A 19,684-nucleotide genomic window follows, 5' to 3' on the forward strand; every position below is an offset into this window, starting at 1 on the left:
GGGATCCTGCGACGCACGCGCACGGCGCGTCGCCTGCATCCCCGTGCGCGCGTGGACTCTGCGCTCAGCCCGCTCCTCGCGACCGTCCGCGCGCGACGTGCGGCGCGGCGCATCGCCGAGCTCACCGACGAGATCGACCAGGTCCTCGACGCGGCGCCGCGGTGGGACCCCGATCTGCTCGCGCTCGAGCTCGAAGCGCTCGAGCTGATGGTGGCCCGCGAGATCGCGCGGGCGCGACGCACGCTCGAGCGGCTCGATGCCTCGGAGCGCGCGCTCGCGAGCGCGCTGCGCCGCGCCGTGGAGGTGTTCGACCGTTGCGCGCGCGACATCGACGCGCGGCACACCGCGGGTGAATGGAGCCGCTGCGTCCAGGAGCTGCGTGCGGCGCTCGTCACGTCGTCGCCGGTGCTGCGGTCCGCAGTGGAGCGCGCCGGCGCGGCGCGGGCGCGCGCGTCGAGCGAGCCGCGACACGCGGCGTCCTACGGCGCGCCCTGAGCGATCGTTCACCGCATCCGCCGGAACGCGCCGCGCTCGTCGGGCACGGCGAGGCCGAGCAGCATCAGCGTGGTCAGCGTGGTCTGCACGCGCGACGCGGGAAGCCCCGTCGTGCGCACGAGGTCGTCGACGTGCGAGGGACGCGCGCGCAGCGCTTCGATCACGACTTGCTGATCCTCGTCGAGGCGCGTGCGCGGCGCGCGGGCCGCACGGCGCGGACGCGCCACGCGCTCGCCGGTGAGCGCTTCGATCACGTCGTCCGCGTGGCGGCACGCGCGCGCCTGGTTGCGCGCGAGCAGCGCGACGCCCCCTTCGCCACGCACGTCGTCGACGGCCCACGGCACGGCGAACAGCGGGCGTCCCGAGATGCGCGCGTGGCCCGCGGTCGAGAGCGCGCCGGAGCGCGCCGGCGCCTGCACGACGATGACGGCGCGAGAGAGCGCGGCGATCAGGCGGTTGCGCGAGAGGAACGTGTGGGCGCGCGGATCTTCGTCGTCGGCGGCCTCGGTGACCACCGCGCCGGAAGCCGCGATGCGCTCGAAGAGCGACGCGTGGGCGCGCGGATACGGACGCGACAGCCCGGACGCGAGCACCGCGATGCTGCGGCCCTCGGCTTCGAGCGCGCCGTGGTGCGCGGCGGCGTCGATGCCCTCCGCGCCACCGGAGACGACGACGAAGCCGGCCGCGGCGAGGTCGCGGCCCATCCGTCGTGCGAGCTCGAGCGCGTCGTCGCTCGCCCGGCGTGTGCCGACGATCGCGACGGCGCGGTCGAGGAAGGGCAGCTCGCCTGCGACGCGGAGCTTCGCCGGGGGGTCCGGGAGCTCCTCGAGGCACGCGGGCCACGCGGGGTCGGAAGGAAGGAAGTCGAACGCGTGATGGGAGAGGTCGTGGGTACGCACGGGCCCTCGTATCGGAGCGAGCGGACGCGCGTTGCGTCGGAAATCTGACGTCCGCCGATGACTTCTCGCGACACCTCGCGACGCCGCGCGTTCCCGGAATCTGCGCGGGGCTTTCCGCATCGCGCGAACGCGTGTACACCCCGGCCCATGCTGCAGAAGACGGATCTCGTGGTGGGCACCGGCGCCGAAGCGACGTCGGGCAAGCGCGTCACCGTGCACTACGTCGGCACACTGACGAACGGCCAGAAGTTCGACAGCTCGCGCGATCGCGACGAGCCCTTCGACTTCGTGCTGGGGCGCGGACAAGTCATCAAGGGCTGGGACGAGGGCGTCGCGGGGATGCGCGAAGGTGGCAAGCGCAAGCTCGTGATCCCGCCCGAGATGGGATACGGCAAGCGCGGCTTCCCGCCGGTGATCCCGCCCGACTCGACGCTCGTCTTCGAGGTCGAGCTGCTCAGCGTGGATTGAGCGCTTGAGCTGGTTCTGGACGGTCTTCACGATCCTCGAGATCGTCTGGGTCGCGGGGCTCTCGGCGTGGATCGTCCTCGAGCGCCGTCCGCCGGTCGCCACCATCGCGTGGATCCTCACGCTCGCGTGGCTGCCGGCGGTCGGCGTGGTCGTCTACTACTTCCTCGGCCCGCGCCGGCTGACGCGACGCAAGCTCAAGCGCGCGCAGGCACAGAAGCTCGTCGACGCGGCGATCGCCGCGATCGAAGACGAGGCCGACGACAAGAGCCGCGGTGAGCTCGCGAAGCTCGCGGTGAGCGCAGGCGAGGCCGCGCCGCTCCGTGCCGAGCGCATCGACCTCTACACCGAAGGGCGCGACTGCCTCGCCGCGCAGCTCGAGGCGATCGCCGCCGCGAAGCACCACGTCCACGTCAGCTACTACATCTGGTACCCGGATCACGTCGGGACGCGGTTCCGCGACGCGCTCGTCGCGAAGGCGAAGCAGGGCGTCGAGGTGCGCCTCCTGCTCGACTGGATCGGCGCGTACTCGACCACGTCGCGCTTCCTCGCGCCGCTGGTCGAAGCGGGCGGGAAGATCGCGTGGTTCAACCCGGTGTCGCTGACGCGCCTGCGCCCGCGCTACACGAACTTCCGCACGCACCGGAAGATCGTCGTGTGCGACGGACTCGTCGGGTTCACCGGCGGGATGAACATCAGCGACGAGCAGACCGCGGAGTGGCACGGTGATCGCGCGTGGCGCGACACGCACGTGCGCATCGAGGGCTCGGCGGTGCGCGCGCTGCAGCGCGTGTTCATCGAGGACTGGAGCTACGCGTGCGGCGAGACGCCGAACGGGCCCGAGTACCTCAAGCGCGCGACGGCGCGCGGCGAGGAGCTCGTGCAGATCGTCGCGTCGGGTCCCGACGCCGACGTCTACGCGATCCACAAGCTCATCTTCGCGTCGATCGCGTCGGCGCACGAGCGCGTGCTGATCACGACGCCGTACTTCGTGCCCGACGAGCCGATCGTGAGCGCGATGGTGACCGCGGCGATGCGCGGCATCGACGTGAAGGTGATCGTGCCGGCCGCGGGCGACTCGATGCTCGTCGACCTCGCGGCGCGCTCGTACTTCCCCGAGCTGCTCGCGGCGGGCGTGCGCATCTACGAGTACCTGCCGCGCTTCGTGCACGCGAAGACGATCGTGATCGATCGCGACCTCGCGATCGTCGGCAGCGCGAACATGGACAACCGCAGCTTCCGGTTGAACTTCGAGGTCTGCGCGGCGGTGTACGGCGGACAGTTCGCGCAGCGTCTCGCCGCGGTGTTCGAGGACGATCTCGCGGAGTGCCGCGAGGTGAAGGCGCGCCAGCTCGATCGCGAGCCGCTCGTGCAGCGGCTCGGCGAGGCGACGGCGCGTCTCTTCTCTCCGATGCTGTGAGCGCGGCAGGAGCGCGGCGGAGCGCGCGTATCCCGGACGTGCGTCGCGCGTTCGCCGTCATCGTCCTCGCGCTCGTGATCGCGCCCTCGGAGGCGCGCGCGGACGTGGTGCCGTACGGATGGCAGCCGCCGGCGCCCGAAGAAGAGACGCACGTCGCGCTCTTCCGCGCGTCGCTCGCGGCGTGGATGTCGCCGGACGAGCGCGTGAGGCTCGCGGCGCGCGTCCACCCGCGGTGCGGAACGGTCGCGCGGCGCGGCTCGACTGGCTTCGGCAGCCTGCAGGAGTGCCCGAGCGTCGATCGCATCCGCGAGGTCGCGATCGATCGCGCGGTGCGCTTCTTCGCGGCGGAGATCCTCGACGCGCACGGCCGTGGTCCCGACGCCGCCGCGCTGCGCGAGGCGCCGCCGATGCGCGATCCCGCCGCGCGCAGCGCCGTGCTCTCGCGCCTGACCGGAGACGTGCTCGAACCGGCGCGCGTGCTCGCCGAGCACGGCATGGAGCTGTCGCTCGAGCAGATCGCGTCGCTCCTCGGTCGTCTCGTCGAGGGCGCCGTGCGCGCCGGAGCGCGTCGCGAGCGGATCGTGCAGGCGGCGATCGAGATGCTCGCGGAGCTGTCGCGCCCGCTCGCGCACGTCTCGGTCTCCAGCGAGGACGCGCGCGGCGACGATCGGACCGCGCAGCTCGCCGCGCGGCGCGCCGGCGCGTGCCTCCAGCCGGAATTCGACGCGCGCTGGCGGCCGGTCGCGGTGCGTGTCGCGATCCGGCGGAGCGCAGCGGGCGTCGCCGTGTCGTCGAGCGGGCCGACGTCGGTCCGGGCGTGCGTCGAGCGCGCGGTGCGCGTCGAGCTCGGCCGCGAGCGAGCGCTCCGCGCGACGAGCTCGATCACGCGCATCGTCGCCGGCCCTCGCGGCGCGCTCTGGGGCGCGCCGCTCGAGCTGGCCGGTGACTGACGCGCACGGGGCCGCGCGTGATCAGGGCAGGATGCCGGCGCACTCGCTCGCGCACGAGAACGTCGCGTCGATGCACGAGCGGTCGTCGAGGCACCCGTCGCACGCATCGGCGGCGTTCGAGTCGCCGTTCTCGCCGTCGACGAGGTCGTCGCAGCGATCGCGGCACGCGCCGGTGTCGTAGTCCTCGTCGTAGCAGTCGCGGTAGCGGTCGCAGATGTTCGCGCAGTCGACGCCCTCGTCGATCTCGTCGACGGGGTTGGAGCACGCGGTCGCGAGCGAGAGCACGAGCACTGTGAAGATCGAGAAGCGCATTCGGTGTTCCTCCGGGCGCCCCGCCTTCGCAAGCTCGGTGCCGCGCGAATCGAGCGAAAACGCCATCGCGCACTGGTGCGTGATGCCCCAGCGGGCGTGCGGCGTCACGGCATCGTGGCGATCAGCGCGATCGCGGCGATGCGCTCGACGGATTCGTACACGTCGCGCTCGAGCTCCTCGCCGAACACGTCGGGATCGATCTCGTCGCGCTCGACGTGCGCGCCCGCCGCCCGCAGCGCGGGCACCACCGCGTCGCACAGCACGTCGCGTCCGTCGACGATCGGCACGCCGGTGTAGAGCACGAGGCGTCCGCCGCGCGTCAGCCGCGGGATCGCCTCGCGCACGATGCGCGCGGCGAGCGCGGTGCCGAGCGCATCGCCTCCGTCGCGATACGTGCGGTGCGCGTCGTCGACGAGGTACGGCGGGTTCGCCGCGATCACGTCGAAGCGCCCGGCGACGCCGTCGAACAGATCGGCGCGGACGATCGACGCGTGCGTGATGCCCGCGATCGCGACGTTCACCCGCGCGTGCGACAGCGCTCGTTCGCTGACGTCCGAGAGCACCACCTCGCGCGCCGCGCCCGCGAGCACGATGCCGCCCGCGCCCGTGCCGCAGCCGAGGTCGAGCGCGCGCTCGACGGGTCTTCGCACGCGCGTGAGCAGTCGCGCGAAGCGGTGGGTGTCGGGCCCGAAGAACACCGCGTCGCGATCGCGCGTGGGATACGCGGAGTGCACGAAGACGTGCTCGCCGAGCGTGGAGACGCGCACCCGCGCGCGCAGCCGTCCGTCGTCGAGCGTCTCGAGCGCGTCCGCGTCGCGCAGGTGCGCGAGGATCGCCTCGGGCACCACGTCGGGCGCGAAGGGCAGGCTCCATCCGAGCGCGCCGCGGAGGTCGCGCGCATCGCGCATCGAAGGGCGCGCGACCACGCGCGCGTGGGTCGCGGGCGTCACGGTCTCGAAGCGATATCCCGCCGCGCGCAGCGCGCCTCCGAGCGCGACGAGCGCCTCCTCGCGTGCGTCCACGAGCGAGTCAGATCGTTCCGCGTCCGCGCCGCGTCAACGCGGCCCGACGACGAGCCCCGCGCTCAGCGGCGCGAGGATCACCACGAGCACGATCGAGATCGCGAGGTAGAGCGCGCCGACGATCATCGCGGGCACTCCGTGCACGCGCCCGCCCGCGCCCCGGCGCGCGAGCGCGAACGTGCGCTGGTTCAAGAGGCCCATCACGCCCCACGCGAACAGGATCCCGCTGCCGACGAACCCGACCAGCGGGATGAGCACGCGGAACACGGGCGCGAGCTGAGCGAGCGCGCGCCCGGTCTCGAACATCCGGAGGACGAGGTCCAAGCGTCCGTTCTCTCAGCGCGGCGCGCCGGGGCGCGGCACACCGCCGCCGCGGCGCCCCACCCTGCCCTGCGGCCGCGGCCCGCCGGCCGCGCGCTTCTTCGCATGGATCGACAGCGATCCCTTGCCGTGCGCCGGGGGCACCAGCGCGCGCGCGTCGGCGCCGATCAGGTCGCGCCGTCCCGCTTCGATCAGCGCCTCGCGCGCGAGGTCGTGGTGCTGGGGATCCCAGTACAGCAAGAGCGCCTTCTGCTTGCGCTTGTCGCGCAGATCCTTCGCCGTGTACACGGGCTCGCGCGTGAACGGGTCGAGGCCCGTCCAGTACATCGCCGTCGCCATCGACATCGGCGTCGGGATGAAGTCCTGCACCTGGCGCGGGCGGATGCCGCGCTTCTTCAGGTACGTCGCGAGCGCGATCATCGACTGCAGCGTCGAGCCCGGATGACCGCTGATGTAGTAGGGGACGAGGTGCTGGTCCTTGCCCGCGCTCTCGCTCGCGCACGCGAACATGTCGGCGAACTTCTCGTAGGACTCGGCGCCCGGCTTCTTCATCTTGTCGAGCACGTCCTCGTCGACGTGCTCGGGCGCGACGCTGAGCTGCCCGCCGGTGTGATGACGCGCCAGCTCCTCGACGAACTCGGGGCTGCGCTCCGCGAGGTCGTAGCGCACGCCGCTCGCGACGAAGACCTTCTTGATGCCCTTCTCCTTGCGCACCTTGCGCAGGAGATCGACGAGCGGCGCGTGATCCGTGACCAGGTTCTCGCAGACGCCCGGATGCACGCACGACAGGCGACGGCACGAGCGCTCGATCGCCTCGTCCTTGCACTTCATCGCGTACATGTTCGCGGTGGGCCCGCCCACGTCGCTGATCACGCCGCGGAACCCGTCCATGCGGCGCAGCGCGCGCACCTCGCGGAGGATCGAGTCGCTCGAGCGCCACTGGATGACGCGCCCCTCGTGCTCGGTGATCGAGCAGAACGTGCAGCCCCCGAAGCAGCCTCGCATCGTCACGATCGAGTGCTTCACGGTCTCGAACGCGGGGATCGGCTCCTCGTACGACCAGTGCGCGCGCCGCGCGAACGGAAGGTCGTAGAGCTCGTCCATCAGCGCCGTGTCGAGCGGCTCGGCGGGCGGGTTGTAGTAGACCGCCTGCACGCCGTGCGGCTGCACCATGCGGCGCCCGTTGCCGGGGTTCGTCTCGTGCTGGAACGCGCGCGACATCTCCGCGAACGCGCGCTTGCTCTCGTCGCCCGTGCCCTCGACGTCCTCGTAGCCCGGCAGGAAGAGCACCTTGCCGTCGCGCGTGTAGCGGCTCTTCGGCAGCTCTTCCCATTCGCCCTTGCCGAGCACGTACGCGGTCCCGCGCACGTCCCGGATCTCCTCGATGCGCTTGCCGTCGCGCAGTCGATCCGCGACCTCCCACACGGGCCGCTCGCCCATGCCGAAGATCAGCAGGTCCGCCTTCGCGTCGAGCAGGATCGAGCGGCGGACCTTGTCGCTCCAGTAGTCGTAGTGCGCGATCCGCCGCAGCGACGCCTCGATGCCGCCGATCACGATCGGCACGCCCGGCATCGCCTGACGCACGAGGTTCGAATAGACGATCGTCGCGCGGTTCGGGCGCGCGCCGGTGCGCCCGCCCGGCGAGTACTGATCCTCCGACCGCACCTTCTTCTGCGCGGTCAGCTTGTTCAGCATCGAGTCGAGGTTGCCCGCCGTGATCCCGACGAACAGCCGCGGCGCGCCCATGCGCAGCACGTCGTCGGGAGAGTCCCATCGCGGCTGCGCGATCATCCCGACGCGGTAGCCGCGCGCCTCGAGGAACCGTCCGATCAGCGCGCCGCCGAACGCCGGGTGATCGACGTACGCGTCGCCGTTGACGATGAGCACGTCGAGCTGGTCCCAGCCGCGCGCCTCCATCTCCTCGCGCGTGGTCGGCAGGAACGAGCGGAGATCACGCGCGAGCCCGGAGGCGTTGCGGTTCCGGCGGAGCTGGACGAAGTCGCCCATGAGCGAGGGGGGCACCGTAGCAGGGGATGCGAGCAGAGACGATCTCGACGGAGATCCGTTTGGAAACGGGGACCGCGTGTATAGATGGGGCGAACGCGGCTCGGACACGCGCGTTCGACGCGGAGGGGTCAGCACATGGAGTCCCACCTCGGTTGGCGGGAGGCCCTCGGTTTCGGGCCCGACCCGTACACGGTCTCTTCGGATCGCTGGATCGGCTCGCTGCCAGCGCACGTCGACTGGATGCGGCTCGAGGATCGCCTGATCGCGCGCGGCTGGTACCCGAAGAACGCGGTCGCGAACCTGCGCGTCTACGGCTGCGACGGCGGGCACGAGGTCGTGATCGAGCTCGCGGGACGTCGTGTGATCATTCGCATCCACGGCTCGGTGCGCGCGGAGTCGCGCCCGTCGATCGCGGAGCAGCTCGGTCGCACGCTCGCGGAGGAAGCCGCACATTCACCCATCGGCGCGCCGCAAGCGCCCATCCGCGCGCCCCACGCCGCCTGACGCACGCACGTCTGCCCGCGGGAATGCCGGCGAGAGACGCTCGCGTCTCGTCTACACTCGTCGGCCATGCGCAGGGTGCAGATCGCGTTCTTGGGTGTGTGTCTCTCGCTCGCCGCCGCGTGCGGTGGCGCAGGCGCGGCAGGGGCCGGCGGCGCATCGGAGCCAAGCGGCGGCGAGGGCGGCGGGAGCACCGTCTCGAGCAGCGGCGGTGAGAGCTCCGCGGGCGCCGCGACCGGCTCGGGCGACGACGTCGCCGTGTTGCTCGTCGACGTCATCGCGCCGCGCCTCTGTGAGTCGCTGCGCGGATCGTTCGTCGGTCTTCCCGGCGACGGCGGCACCACCGGGCCGGCCTCGGGCAGCGATCCCACCGTCGGTCGCTGGTGGATCCGCGAGTGCAGCGCGAGCGTCGACGGCGACCGCCTGAGCCTCTCGATCGCCGGCACCGGATGGACCTGGGTCGACCGCGAGTCGATGGGCTTCCGCGTCCGCCAGTACCTGCGCTTCGACGCGACCGCCGCGTTCCGCGCGACGATGGAGGTCGCCTACGATCGCCCGCATCGCATCGCGACGATCTGGATGCGCCCCGACGCCGACGTGACCGCCGCGGTCACCCCGCGCGGCCTCGTGCAGGCGGAGGCCACGAACGTGATGAGCGGCATGCTCGGCGGGCTCCTCGAGCTCACCGGCAGCTCGGCGAGCGCGCGCGCGCAGCAGCAGGTCGCGGACGAGGGCAGCCAGCGCCTCCGCGAGCGCTTCGGCAGCGGCTTCACCGTGACGTTCGCGATGGACAACGAGCAGATGGACTTCATGGTCGGCGCGCTCGCGCGCGGTCAGGTCCCGGTGCGCCCCTACGAGGCCGAGGCGGGCGTCACGTGGTCGGTGAACCAGCGCATGCAGCTCTGGCCGAGCGGGCTCGACGTGATCGGCCCGGTGCTCGACGGGCGCGGACCGCAGGCGCTCGACCTCGAGCTCGAAGAGGGCGAGGGGCTGATCGTCGAGGCGATCTGCGCGCCCGAGTTCGAGCGCTTCTACGACCAGATGCTCCAGGGCGCGCAGCCCACGCCTCCGCGCGGCACGCGCGTGATGGAGTTCGCCCACGCGGGCAGCGCCCAGCGCGCCGTGGTGCCCGCGCTCGGGTGCCCGACGCTCCTGCTCGTCACGACGCGCGACGGCGCGACGCTGCCCGCGCGCATGCGCGTGCGCGTCACGCCCGCCGACGCACCGACCGCGACCGCGCGCGCCCAGCAGGCCGCGACCGGCCCCACCGTCGCGACCGGAACGACGACCCCCACCACGACGACCGCGACCGCGCACCCGGTGCGCATCCAGATGACCGCGCTGACCGTCTCGCCCCAGAGCGCGACCGGCAGCCGCTGGGACATGATCGGCGGCGAGCCCGACCCCTACGTGATCGTCGTGTCGATCCCCGGACAGCGCGAGGTGCAGCGCACCGAGGCCGCGAGCGATCGCCACGAGGTCCCGCTCGACGCGTGGCTGCCCGGCGCGTTCCGCCCCGAGGATCTCCCGCTGCGCTTCTCGGTCTACGACGACGACGTCGGGAGCGACGAGCTGATCGGCGTGGTCGATCTCGCGCCCGGACAGATCCCCGCGAGCGGCGGCGAGATCAGCCTCGAGCTGCGCTCGCAGGACACGGTGCCGCGCACGATGGGCACCCTGCGCGTGCGCGTGCAGCCGGTGCAGTAGCTCGTGTAGCCTCCGCCCCGGGGAGGCAGACGTGGCAGACACATACATCGATCCGATCGAGTGCGTGACCTACGGCGGCGTGGCTTGTGACGAGATGCGCGCCCAGGTCCTTCCGCTGCACCGCGGGTGGGCGAGCGCGATCGAGCGCGCGATCGAGCTGCAGGAAGAGCAGAACGCGAACGTCGAGCGGCTGCTCGCGCAGATGGGCAGCTCGCGCGCGGACCCGCTGGAGGTCGCGCAGGCGACGGACACGATCGCGCGCTTCGCGAGCTGGCTCGGATCGCTCAAGGGCCGGCCGCTCGATCCCGCGACGTTCTTCGCGGGCGCGAAGCCGTCGACGATCGCGAAGCGCCGACTGTCGAAGCTGGTCGGCGCGCTCGAGCACATGATCGCGCAGCTGACGCCGATCGCCGCCGGGCCGATCCCCGGCGCGGCGACCTGGCTCGAGGAGCTGCGCGCGGCGCACGCGATCGCGGTCGCGCAGCGCGACGCGCAGCGCGCCGGCAGGACGGCCCAGGCGAACCTGACGCCCGAGCTCGAGAAGGCGCGCGCCGACTGGCTCGCGACCTACGTCGCGAACAAGCGTCTCGTCGAGGGCGTGCTGCGCCACCACGGCAAGGAGCACCTCATGCCGCTGGTGTTCGACGACCTCGCCGAGGTGCAGCGCACGAAGCCACGCCGCCCCGACGCACCCGTCGAGGACTGAGCCCGGCGCCCGAGCCGCCTCGACGGGCCCGCGCGCGTCGAATTCACCGCCGAGGCCGCCTCGACGGGCCCGCGCGCGTCGAATTCAGCGCCGAGGCCGCCTCGACGGGCCCGCGCGCGTCGAATTCAGCGCCGAGGCCGCCTCGACGGGCCCGCGCGCATCGAATGCGCCGCCGAGGCCGCCTCGACGGGCCCGCGCGCGTCGAATTCACCGCCGAGGCCGCCTCGACGGGGCTGCGCGCGCCGAATTCGCCGCCGAGGCCGCCTCGACGGGGCTGCGCGCGCCGAATTCGCCGCCGAGGCCGCCTCGCCGGGCCCGCGCGCGCCGAATTCGCCGCCGAGGCTGCCTCGCCGGGGCGAGCGGTCCTCGTTCGAGGACACGTGCGCGGCGGCCCGCGGCGCCGTAGGTGTCCGCGATGTTCTTCGGGACCCGGGAAGACGAGGCGCAGCGCCTGCACGAGGAGGCGCTCGCCCGCATCGACGGGCGCGACCTCGCGGGGGCGCGCGAGATCGCGCGACAGCTGCGCGGGATGCGCTGGTCGGGCGCCTTCGAGATCGAGGCGCTCGCCGCGCGCGCCGAGGGCGACCTCGAGGGCGCGGTGCGCGTGCTCGAGGAGGGCGTGGGGCTCGCGCCGGGCGCGTGGTCGCTGCAGCAGCTGCTCGGCACGCTGTGCTCGGAGCTCGGGCGGCTCGATCGCGCGCTCGAGGCGCTCGACGCGGCGCTGCGGTGCGAGGGCGTGTGGGTGAGCTCGGTCCGCTACAACCGCGCGGTCGCGCGCATGCGCGGCGGGGACGTCGGCGGCGCGCTCGCGGACGCGGAGAGCGTGCTCGAGGACCCTGCGACGCCGCCGTTCACGCTCGACGCGCTGCGGGTCGCGATCGACGCGCTGGCGCGGCTCGGGCGCGCCGACGACGCGATCTCGCTGGTGCGCGCGGTGAGCTCGTCGCTCGCGAAGGACGACGTGGACGGGCGCGCCGCGCTCGCGGCGTTCGACGCGCTGGCGCGCGCCCGCGCGGGGCGGGGCGAGGACGAGGTGCGCGGGGCGATCGAGCGCGCGGTCGAGGGCCTCGCGATGCGCAGCGAGGTGATCGACGCGCTCGCGCTGCTGCCCGCGCCCGAGGCGCGCGTGCGCTACCGCGTGACGATCTCCGCGCCGCGCCCGCCCGACGCGCCCGTCGAGATCGAGGGCTACCTGCGGGTGTTCGAGGTACGGGCGCACGACGAGGCGCACGCCGTGGCGCTCGCGCGCGCGCTCGAGCCGTCGTCGCTGCGCAGCGCGATCGCGGTCGAGGACGTGAAGGTGCTCGGGGAGGACCGAGGGCCGGCGCGGGTGGTCTTCGCGAGTGGGCGGGCGCTCTTCGGGGCGTGAGGATCGGGCGCGCGGAGCGGGCACGGGGAGCGGGCACGACCACGACCACGACCACGACCACGACCACGATCACGACCACGTTCACGAACACGAGCGCGTTCACGAGCGGGGCGTGATCACGCTTCGGGGGCGCTCGGTTCTTGGCCGCGGGGGCCGCGGCGGGCGTCGCGCGGGATGAGGTGCTTGAGCGCGATGAGCTTGCCGAAGCAGAGCACGACGTCGCCCGCGTAGAGGCGCGTCGTGCCGCGCGGGTTCGGGATCACGAGGCTGCCGCGCTGGACCGAGAGCACGCGGACGTCGCGCTCCTGGAGCTTCGCCTCCGCGAGGGTGCGGCCCGCGAGCTCGCTGCCCGGGGTGATCGGGAACTCGCTCACGCCGTAGCCCTTGTCGAGCGTGAGGCGCTGCTTGAGGTCGACCTCGGGGAAGAGGACCTGCTCCTCGATGTGCTCGACGATCGCGCCCGCGACGTCGATCTTCGTCGTGGCCTCGATGCCCTGGAGGCCCGGCGACGAGTTGATCTCGAGCACCAGCGGGCCGTCCTTCGACTCCAGCATGTCCACGCCCGCGACGCGCAGGCCCATGATCTGCGCGGCGCGGATCGCGGTGCGCTCGTAGTCGGGATCGATCTGGATCGTCTCGGTGCGCCCGCCGCGGTGCACGTTGCTGCGGAACTCGTCGCCCTGCGCGATGCGCCGCATCGCCGCGACCACGCGCCCGCCGACGACGAACGCGCGCACGTCGCGGCCGCGGCTCTCCGCGACGAAGCGCTGGATGAGCACGTTCTGCCGCGCGCTCTGGAGCGTCTCGACGATCGTCTGCGCGACGCGACGGCTGTCCGCGAGGATCACGCCCATGCCCTGCGTGCCCTCGAGCATCTTCACGACGACGGGGCCGCCGCCGAGGCGATCGATCGCGGGCAGGAGGTCGTCGCGGTGGCGCACGAAGGTGGTCGCGGGGAAGCCGACGTTGTGGCGCGAGAGCACCTGCAGCGCGCGCAGCTTGTCGCGCGCGACGGTGATCGCGTGCGAGCCGTTGAGCGTGAAGACGCCCATCTGCTCGAACTGCCGGACCACGGCGGTGCCGTAGAACGTGATCGACGCGCCGATGCGCGGGATGACCGCGTCGTAGCGCGAGAGGCGCCGCTCCTTGTAGTAGAGCTCGGGCTGGCCCTGCTCGACGGCCATCGAGAAGCGAAGCGTGTCGAGCACCTTCGTCTCGTGGCCGCGCGCGAGGCACGCCTCGCGGAGGCGACGCGTGCTGTAACAGCCGCGCGCGCGGGAGAGGATGGCGATGCGCATTCGTGAAGGGCTCAGGCTAGCGCGGGCGAGTGACGCAGGCGTGACCGTTCCGCGGGACGAGCGCTCCGGTTCAGTCGTCGATGTGGGCGCGCAGCACGTCGTTGATCGCGCTGTGCGCGACCTTGTACTCGTACCAGCCGCGCGCGATCGCGGTGAGCTCGTCCTCGGCGTCCTCGGCGACGAAGCCGCCCTCGGTCTGATCGAGGCGCGCGAGGAACGCGCTCCACGCGCTGCGCTGTGCTTCGACCGCGGTGCGCAGGTCGCGCACGCCGGGCTGCAGGTCGTCGGGGAGGATGAGCGCGTCGAGCGGGGGCAGGTGCTCGTCGAGGTGCACCATGCACTGACCACGCACGTGCTGCGCGTACGCGCGGGGCTGGGCCGCGCGCTCGGCGATCTCGCTGCGGAGCTGCTGATCGTTGCGCAGGTCGCGCAGATCCTCGCGCGGCAGGGCGCACGCCCAGAACGCGTCGAAGTGCTCGGCGCGCATGCCGTTGATCTGGCGCCCGAGCTGGCCGTACTCGCTCGGGCCCGACGACGACACGAACCACGCGAATCCCGCGCCCGCCGCGAGCACCGCGACGATCATCGCCGCGAGCATGCGGCCGCGGCCGCTGCGCAGCGCTTTCTCTTCCTGCTCGAGGCTCGGCCCGCCGATGGGCGTGAGCGGCGTGAATCCTCCGTCACTCATGTGCGCCTCCGCTCCATGGGTCCCGGGGCCGGGCGCGTCAGGTCACTCCTGCAGATCGAGCCGCAGTCGGTCGCTCTCGCCGCCGCCCCCGAGACGGAGTCTCGACGGATCGCCGAGCATGAGCAAGGGACCGTCCTCGCCGCCGCCCGAAGGCGCGAGCTCGCCCTGCTCGTCGAGCAGGCTCGGACCGCCGCGCTCGGCGCCCGGCGCGCCCTCCGCGCCGCCGAGGCGGAGCGAGGTGCCGCCGAGCTCGTAGTCGTCGTCGCCCTCCTCTTCCTCGTCCTCGAGCGCTTCTTCTTCCTCGTCGAGCGGCGACTCGAGCGCGGTCGGGCCGAGCAGGCGGCGGATGAGCGTCTCCATGTCCGAGCGCTGCGCCGAGGGCACGCGCTCCATCACCTCGCGCGCTTCGCGGCGCATGTCGTCGTAGCGCGCGGCCTGGCGATACACGCGCGCGGCCATGAGGCGCGTCTGGAGGTCCGAGGGGTTGCGCTCGACCGCGGAGCGCGCGCTCTGCACTGCGCTCTCGAGGTCGCCGGTGGTCGCGTAGTAGCCGGCCCAGAGGCCGGGCAGCGTGTGCAGGTCGGGATCGATGCGCTGCGCGCGCTCGAGCTCCTCGCGCGCGAGGTCGGGCTCGCTCTGCGCGAGGTGCACCGCGGCGAGCGCGGCGCGCGCGGCGGCGTACTCGGGCGCGATCTCGAGCGCCTCGTTCAGCTCGCGCTGCGCGCCCTCGACGTCGCCCTGCGCGAGCAGCACGCCCGCGACGAGCTGGTGGCGCGGCGCGTCGGCGCGGATCTGCTTGGCCGACTCGAGCTCCGCGACGCCCTCGCTGGCGGCGCCGGACACGAGCAGGATCGCGCCGCGCACCGAGCGCGTCGTGGGCGAGCGGGGATCGAGGCGCAGCGCGTCGCGCGAGACCTCCATCGCGCGCGCCGGATCGCTCTCGCGCACCAGCAGGTGGATCGCGCGCACGGTGAGCGCCGCGCCGAGCGCCTCGAGGTCGGTCATGACGCGCACGTCGTCAGCCTCGGGCGCGACCTCGTGGCCGCCCCAGGGATCGAAGATGCGCGGCTCGCCCTGCCCGGCTTCGTTCTCGTAGACCGCGGCGACGTAGTACCCGAAGTGCCCGGAGGGATCGGGCGGCGAGGGATCGCCGGGGAACGCCCAGGTCTCGGCGAGCATCGCGTCCACGCCGCGGCTGCGCAGCGCGGCGACCATCAGCGCAGCGGCCTCGAGCGGGTAGAGGCGACGGCGCGATCCGTCCTCGCGGATCCACGAGCGCACCGCGCCCGCGTCGGCGACCGGGGTCTCGCGCGGGACGCCGAGCGACCACCGCGAGAACGCGTGCTGCGATGCGCGCGCGCGGATCGCCTCGTACACGCCCTCCGCCATCTCGGTGGCGCTGCGGCGTCCCTCGGTGGCGCGCTCCGCGAATTCCTCGACGCCCTCGTCGGCCGCGAGGAGATCGACGACGCCGCGCGCGTCGACGCGCAGGCGGCGCAGATGACCGACGAGCTCGTCGCGCTCGAGCGGGCGCTCGGGGACGTCCTCGCCCACCTCGCGCGGCGCGCTCGCGCGCCACATCGCGTACCCGCCGCCGATCGCCGCGAGCAGCACGACGACGATCCCGGGCACGAGCCACGGGTTGCGCGCCGACGTCGCGGGCTTCGCGTCGGTCACCTTCTCGATGCCGGTGACGCGCATGCACGAGGGGCAGCGGACCTTCTTGTCCTCCTTGCCGTCCTCGAGATCCCAGCGGTGGCCGCAGTTCAGGCAGACGTAGCGCATCGCGGAACCGCTTAGAATTCGCGCGGCTCGGGCGCAAGCCGCGACGCGTCAGGGCAGATCGATCTCGACGGGCGCGGTGCGCACCGAGGTGCCTCCGTCGCCGAGCCGACCGTCCGCGCCGTCGCCCCAGCAGAAGACGCGACCGTCGGTCGTGGTCGCGCAGGAGTGCGACGCGCCGAGGGAGAGCGAGGCCGCGACGGGCAGGCCGGTCACGCGCACCGGGGCGTGGCGCTCGGTGGTCGAGCCGTCGCCGAGCTGACCGGTGGCGTTGTCGCCCCAGCAGTAGACGGCACCGCTCGCGGCGCGCGCGCAGGTGTGGAGGCCACCCGCGGCGATCTCGACGGCGGGCTCCGGCAGCGCGAGCACGGGCGTGGGCCCGGGGGTGCTCGAGGGCGGCTCGCCGTCGCTCAGCTGCCCGAGATCGCCGGCGCCCCAGCAGAACGCGCCGCGATCGCCGGTGATCGCGCAGGTGTGGCGGCCCCCCGCGGACACCGCGGTCACCGAGGTCATGTCGGGCACGGTGACCGGCGAATTCTGGTCGCGGCCGCTGCCGTCGCCGAGCTGACCGTACGTGTTCGAGCCCCAGCAGCGCAGCGTGCGATCCATGCGGATGGCACACGTGTGCGCATCGCCCGCATCGACGTCGATCGCGTTGAAGCGCGTGTCGACGGGCGCGAAGCGCGCGCCTGCGCTGGTGCCGTCGCCGAGCTGGCCCGAGCCGTTGTCGCCCCAGGAGACGACGCGCGACGTCACCCGCACCGCAGCCGAGTGCCGGCCACCCACGTCGAGATCGGTCGGGCTCGCGAGCGACACGACCGGCGTCGTGGGGACGTCGGCGATGCTCGACGCGCCGTTCTCGCCGAGCTGCCCGAAGTCGTTGCGGCCCCAGCAGTACGTCTCGCCCGCGACCGTCAGCGCGCACGTGTGCTCGCTCGCGGCGCCGACCCACGCGGCGAGCGCGGGCAGCGCGACCTCTTCGGGCGTCGTCGTGAGCAGGAGCGAGGCGACGCCGAGCTCGCCGTTCTCGCCGTTGCCCCAGCAGAAGACGCGGCCGTCGCGCACCGCGCAGGTGTGATCCTCGCCGGCGCTGACGCTCAGCGTGCCGGGCACGAGCGTCGCAGCGTCGGGATCGAGCGCCGCGTCGAGGTCGGGGTCGCGTGCGTCGCGCGGCGCGCTGCCGTCGAGCGACGGATCGCCGGCGTCGAACGGGAACGGCGTGCAGAGCGGGTCGTACCCGACGCGGCCGCACGCGACGGCGAGCGACGCGGCGGCGAGCAACACGAGCGATCGCGCGTGTGGGGGCACCCTGGCCACGAGGATACCCCGCGCACGTCCCGTCCCGATCAGTGCGATGCGAGCAGATCCTCGAGGTGGCCGATGCGGTCGTTGCCGAAGAAGAGCTGATCGCCGACGAAGAAGCTCGGCGCGCCGAACGCGCCGCGCGCGACGGCTTCTTCGGTGCTCGCGCGCAGCAGCTCCTTCGTCTCGGGCGCGTTCGCGGACTCGACGAGCATCGTGCCGTCGAGCCCACACGCGTTCGCGACCTCGACGAGCACGGCGGGCGACGACACGTCGCGATCCTCGACCCAGAACGCGCGGAAGAGCGGGAGCGCGAGCGCGCGCACCGCGGCCTCACCCCCGGTGCGCTCGGCCGCCGCGAGCACGCGCTGCGTGGCGAGCGTGTTGAGCGGGAAGCGCGACGCGATCGCGAACGGCACGCCGTACTTCGCGGCCCAGCGACCGAGGTCCTGCACCATCCATCGCCCGCGCGAGGCGACCTGCGCGGGCGGCGTGTTGCCGGTGGCCTTGAACACGCCGCCGAGCAGGAAGGGGCGGTGTCGCACCCGAACGCCGGTGCGCGCCTCGATGGCCGTGACCTGCGTGGCCGCGAGGTACGTGTACGGAGAGCCGACGTCGAAGAAGAACTCGATCACTCGATCGCTCATCGCCGCGATGATGACGCGGCGACGAGCGATCGGTCGAGCCTCAGCGACACTCTTCGTTCGCGGCGCCGGGCGTGCCGTGGTCCATCGCGGCGTAGGTCGCGACGGAGGTGCACCAGCTCGTCGTGAGATCGTCGTGGAACGCGGTGCGCAGATCGGGGTCGAGGCTCAGCGAGTACCCGTCGCGCGACTGGAAGTCGCCGTCGTAGTCGACGCGATCGATCTCGACCCCGTCGCACTCGACGACGACCGAGTCGCCGGTGTTCCCGAGCGTGATGCCCGAGTAGACGTAGCTCTCGGTGAAGCCGGGATCGGCGCTGCTCGCGAGCGTGACGCGGCCGTTCGCGGGGATCGTGAGCGCGCCGAGCGTGTGCATGCCCGCCGCGTCGCGGAGCACGCACCCGGTGAGCACGCGCGGCTCGGTGGTGCTCGGGTTCGAGAGCTCGATCCACTCGCGGCCGGTCTCGGTGCCGCCCGACGGGTTGAGCATGATCTCGGTGATCACGACCTGGCCGGCGCCGTTCGGGCGGTTCGACGCGGGCGGCACCACGAGATCGGCCGACGCGGATGCCGTGATGTCGATGCCGAGCACGTCCTGCACGCCGGTGACGGAGACCGTGTGCATCGAGGCGCGCGCCATCGCGCTCGTGGTCAGCGTCGCGACGTAGCCGCTCACCGCGACGCTCGAGACGGTCGCGCCGGTGACCGTGAAGTCCGCGGCGGTGACGGTCGCGGGGTCGAGCGGCGCGTCGAACACGACGGCGATCGTCGTCGCGTCGAGCGCGACCGCGCCGATCACGCGGACGAGCGGGCACGCGATGTCCGCGAAGTCGTCGGGCGACCACGCCGAGGTCTGCGCCTGCGCGTCGAAGCGCCAGAGCGGCGTGAGGTCGATCTCCTGGTAGCAGCGGCGCTGGAGCCCGTACGCCTCGATGACCGACTGCACGGTGCGGAAGCGATAGGTCGTCGGGCTCGCGGTCGGCACGCCCGCCGTGGTGATGTCGGCGCACCAGTGATCGAGGCCGCAGTCGACGTAGTCGGAGACGACGCTGACTCGGTTGCGCGTGAGCTCGCTCTCGAGGTCGTCGAGCTCGGCGGGCACGTCGATCGCGGTGATGTCCTGGGGCTCCGCGAGGAAGCCGGGGACGGGCGTGTCGCCCGACTGGAACGAGCCGGGCACGATCGCGGTGACGCGGTGCTGTCCGTCGACGACCGCGGTCTCGGTCGCGGAGAACGACGCGTACGCGCCGCGCACCGGCGTCTCGCCGAGCGTCGTGGGATCGATCGCGAGGAAGACCGCGGGGCCGAGCAGCTCGTGCTGCACGAACACGCCGCCGGGATCGTCGCCGAAGGGCGGCAGCACGTAGGTGATCTGCACGGTGTCGAGGTACTGCGGCGACGCGAGGGTGCCGTTCGACGCGCGGAGCGCGAGGATGGCGCGCGCCGACTCGGTCAGGCCGGCGTCGTCGGTGGGCACGGAGGCATCGGCGCCCGCATCGCTCGTCCCCGCGTCGCCGGTCGACGCGTCGTCGTCGATGGAAGCATCGTCGCTCGATGCGTCGGCGACGGTGGACGCGTCGTCGTCGTCGACGTGCGCGTCGAGCTCGTCCTCGCCCGCGTCGAATGGAGTCGACGCATCGCTCGGCGTCGACGCATCGGCGCGTCCCGCGTCGACGCCGCCCATCGAGCCGTCGTCGTCGTCACCACAAGCCACGACCACCAGCGCCGCGGCGATCATCGCCGCGCGCCCGACCATCCGCCCCATCACGAAGTCCTCCCGCGCAGCTCGTGAGAGC

19 protein-coding genes are annotated in these 19,684 nt (G+C 73.0%); 8 read left to right on the plus strand and 11 right to left on the minus strand.

Annotation, left to right across the window (positions count from 1 at the left end):
* Positions 1-51: 51 nt before the first annotated feature.
* The gene (locus DB32_RS31390; protein WP_053236334.1) at positions 52-495 is read left to right on the plus strand and encodes a hypothetical protein; all 444 of its coding nucleotides are present in this window, start codon (positions 52-54) and stop codon (positions 493-495) included.
* Positions 496-503: 8 nt separating this feature from the next.
* On the opposite strand, the gene dprA is transcribed toward DB32_RS31390, so the two are convergent.
* A complete protein-coding gene (dprA, locus tag DB32_RS31395) occupies positions 504-1,394 on the minus strand; it encodes a DNA-processing protein DprA (RefSeq protein ID WP_053236335.1) in 891 nt (296 codons plus the stop codon).
* A 147-nt stretch (positions 1,395-1,541) separates the two neighbouring features.
* On the opposite strand from dprA, the gene DB32_RS31400 reads away from it, so the two are divergent.
* Genes DB32_RS31400 through DB32_RS31410 form a run of 3 tightly spaced genes read left to right on the plus strand, consistent with a single transcriptional unit; the run spans position 1,542 to position 4,229 of the window.
* On the plus strand, positions 1,542-1,862 hold the full coding sequence (locus tag DB32_RS31400) for an FKBP-type peptidyl-prolyl cis-trans isomerase (RefSeq protein ID WP_053236336.1): 321 nt from the start codon (positions 1,542-1,544) through the stop codon (positions 1,860-1,862).
* Positions 1,863-1,866: 4 nt separating this feature from the next.
* Positions 1,867-3,279: a cardiolipin synthase gene (gene cls / locus DB32_RS31405; protein WP_240481272.1), complete on the plus strand. Its 1,413-nt coding sequence runs from the start codon at positions 1,867-1,869 to the stop codon at positions 3,277-3,279.
* A 38-nt stretch (positions 3,280-3,317) separates the two neighbouring features.
* On the plus strand, positions 3,318-4,229 hold the full coding sequence (locus tag DB32_RS31410) for a hypothetical protein (protein ID WP_053236338.1): 912 nt from the start codon (positions 3,318-3,320) through the stop codon (positions 4,227-4,229).
* 21 nt (positions 4,230-4,250) lie between these two features.
* Here the strand turns inward: DB32_RS31410 and DB32_RS31415 are convergent, their stop codons facing one another.
* The 4 genes from DB32_RS31415 to DB32_RS31430 form a co-directional block, all read right to left on the minus strand.
* Positions 4,251-4,541, minus strand: coding sequence for a hypothetical protein (locus DB32_RS31415; RefSeq protein WP_157069606.1), 291 nt, complete (start codon positions 4,539-4,541; stop codon positions 4,251-4,253).
* 104 nt (positions 4,542-4,645) lie between these two features.
* Positions 4,646-5,563, minus strand: coding sequence for a methyltransferase (locus DB32_RS31420; RefSeq protein ID WP_053236340.1), 918 nt, complete (start codon positions 5,561-5,563; stop codon positions 4,646-4,648).
* Between the two features lie 33 nt (positions 5,564-5,596).
* Positions 5,597-5,887, minus strand: coding sequence for a hypothetical protein (locus DB32_RS31425; protein WP_053236341.1), 291 nt, complete (start codon positions 5,885-5,887; stop codon positions 5,597-5,599).
* Between the two features lie 12 nt (positions 5,888-5,899).
* Positions 5,900-7,891 carry a YgiQ family radical SAM protein gene (locus DB32_RS31430; RefSeq protein ID WP_083458005.1) on the minus strand — a complete coding sequence of 664 codons (1,992 nt, stop codon included), beginning with the start codon at positions 7,889-7,891 and terminating at the stop codon, positions 5,900-5,902.
* A gap of 135 nt (positions 7,892-8,026) precedes the next feature.
* Here DB32_RS31430 and DB32_RS31435 point away from each other — a divergent pair, with 135 nt between their 5' ends.
* The 4 genes from DB32_RS31435 to DB32_RS31450 all read left to right on the plus strand — a co-directional run bounded on the left by DB32_RS31435 (position 8,027) and on the right by DB32_RS31450 (position 12,174).
* Complete coding sequence (locus DB32_RS31435; protein WP_053236342.1) at positions 8,027-8,395, plus strand: hypothetical protein; 369 nt, start codon at positions 8,027-8,029, stop codon at positions 8,393-8,395.
* A gap of 66 nt (positions 8,396-8,461) precedes the next feature.
* Positions 8,462-10,099: a C2 domain-containing protein gene (locus DB32_RS31440; RefSeq protein ID WP_053236343.1), complete on the plus strand. Its 1,638-nt coding sequence runs from the start codon at positions 8,462-8,464 to the stop codon at positions 10,097-10,099.
* A 31-nt stretch (positions 10,100-10,130) separates the two neighbouring features.
* Positions 10,131-10,805 (plus strand): hypothetical protein, encoded by a 675-nt coding sequence (locus tag DB32_RS31445; RefSeq protein WP_053236344.1) that lies wholly within the window; start codon positions 10,131-10,133, stop codon positions 10,803-10,805.
* Positions 10,806-11,220: 415 nt separating this feature from the next.
* The gene (locus DB32_RS31450) at positions 11,221-12,174 is read left to right on the plus strand and encodes a tetratricopeptide repeat protein (RefSeq protein ID WP_157069607.1); all 954 of its coding nucleotides are present in this window, start codon (positions 11,221-11,223) and stop codon (positions 12,172-12,174) included.
* Positions 12,175-12,290: 116 nt separating this feature from the next.
* Here the strand turns inward: DB32_RS31450 and rimK are convergent, their stop codons facing one another.
* The 6 genes from rimK to DB32_RS31480 form a co-directional block, all read right to left on the minus strand.
* Positions 12,291-13,472, minus strand: coding sequence for a 30S ribosomal protein S6--L-glutamate ligase (gene rimK / locus DB32_RS31455; RefSeq protein ID WP_053236346.1), 1,182 nt, complete (start codon positions 13,470-13,472; stop codon positions 12,291-12,293).
* A 70-nt stretch (positions 13,473-13,542) separates the two neighbouring features.
* Positions 13,543-14,160 carry a hypothetical protein gene (locus DB32_RS31460; RefSeq protein ID WP_053236347.1) on the minus strand — a complete coding sequence of 206 codons (618 nt, stop codon included), beginning with the start codon at positions 14,158-14,160 and terminating at the stop codon, positions 13,543-13,545.
* Between the two features lie 42 nt (positions 14,161-14,202).
* A complete protein-coding gene (locus DB32_RS31465) occupies positions 14,203-15,945 on the minus strand; it encodes a tetratricopeptide repeat protein (RefSeq protein ID WP_053236348.1) in 1,743 nt (580 codons plus the stop codon).
* 48 nt (positions 15,946-15,993) lie between these two features.
* On the minus strand, positions 15,994-17,259 hold the full coding sequence (locus DB32_RS31470; protein WP_169791618.1) for an RCC1 domain-containing protein: 1,266 nt from the start codon (positions 17,257-17,259) through the stop codon (positions 15,994-15,996).
* 29 nt (positions 17,260-17,288) lie between these two features.
* Positions 17,289-17,891, minus strand: a complete 603-nt coding sequence (locus DB32_RS31475) for a 2-hydroxychromene-2-carboxylate isomerase (RefSeq protein ID WP_053236350.1) — start codon at positions 17,889-17,891, stop codon at positions 17,289-17,291.
* Between the two features lie 40 nt (positions 17,892-17,931).
* Positions 17,932-19,653, minus strand: a complete 1,722-nt coding sequence (locus tag DB32_RS31480; protein ID WP_083458008.1) for a lamin tail domain-containing protein — start codon at positions 19,651-19,653, stop codon at positions 17,932-17,934.
* Between the last annotated feature and the right edge of the window lie 31 nt (positions 19,654-19,684).

This window comes from Sandaracinus amylolyticus (genome assembly GCF_000737325.1).
Lineage (GTDB): Bacteria > Myxococcota_A > Polyangia > Polyangiales > Sandaracinaceae > Sandaracinus > Sandaracinus amylolyticus.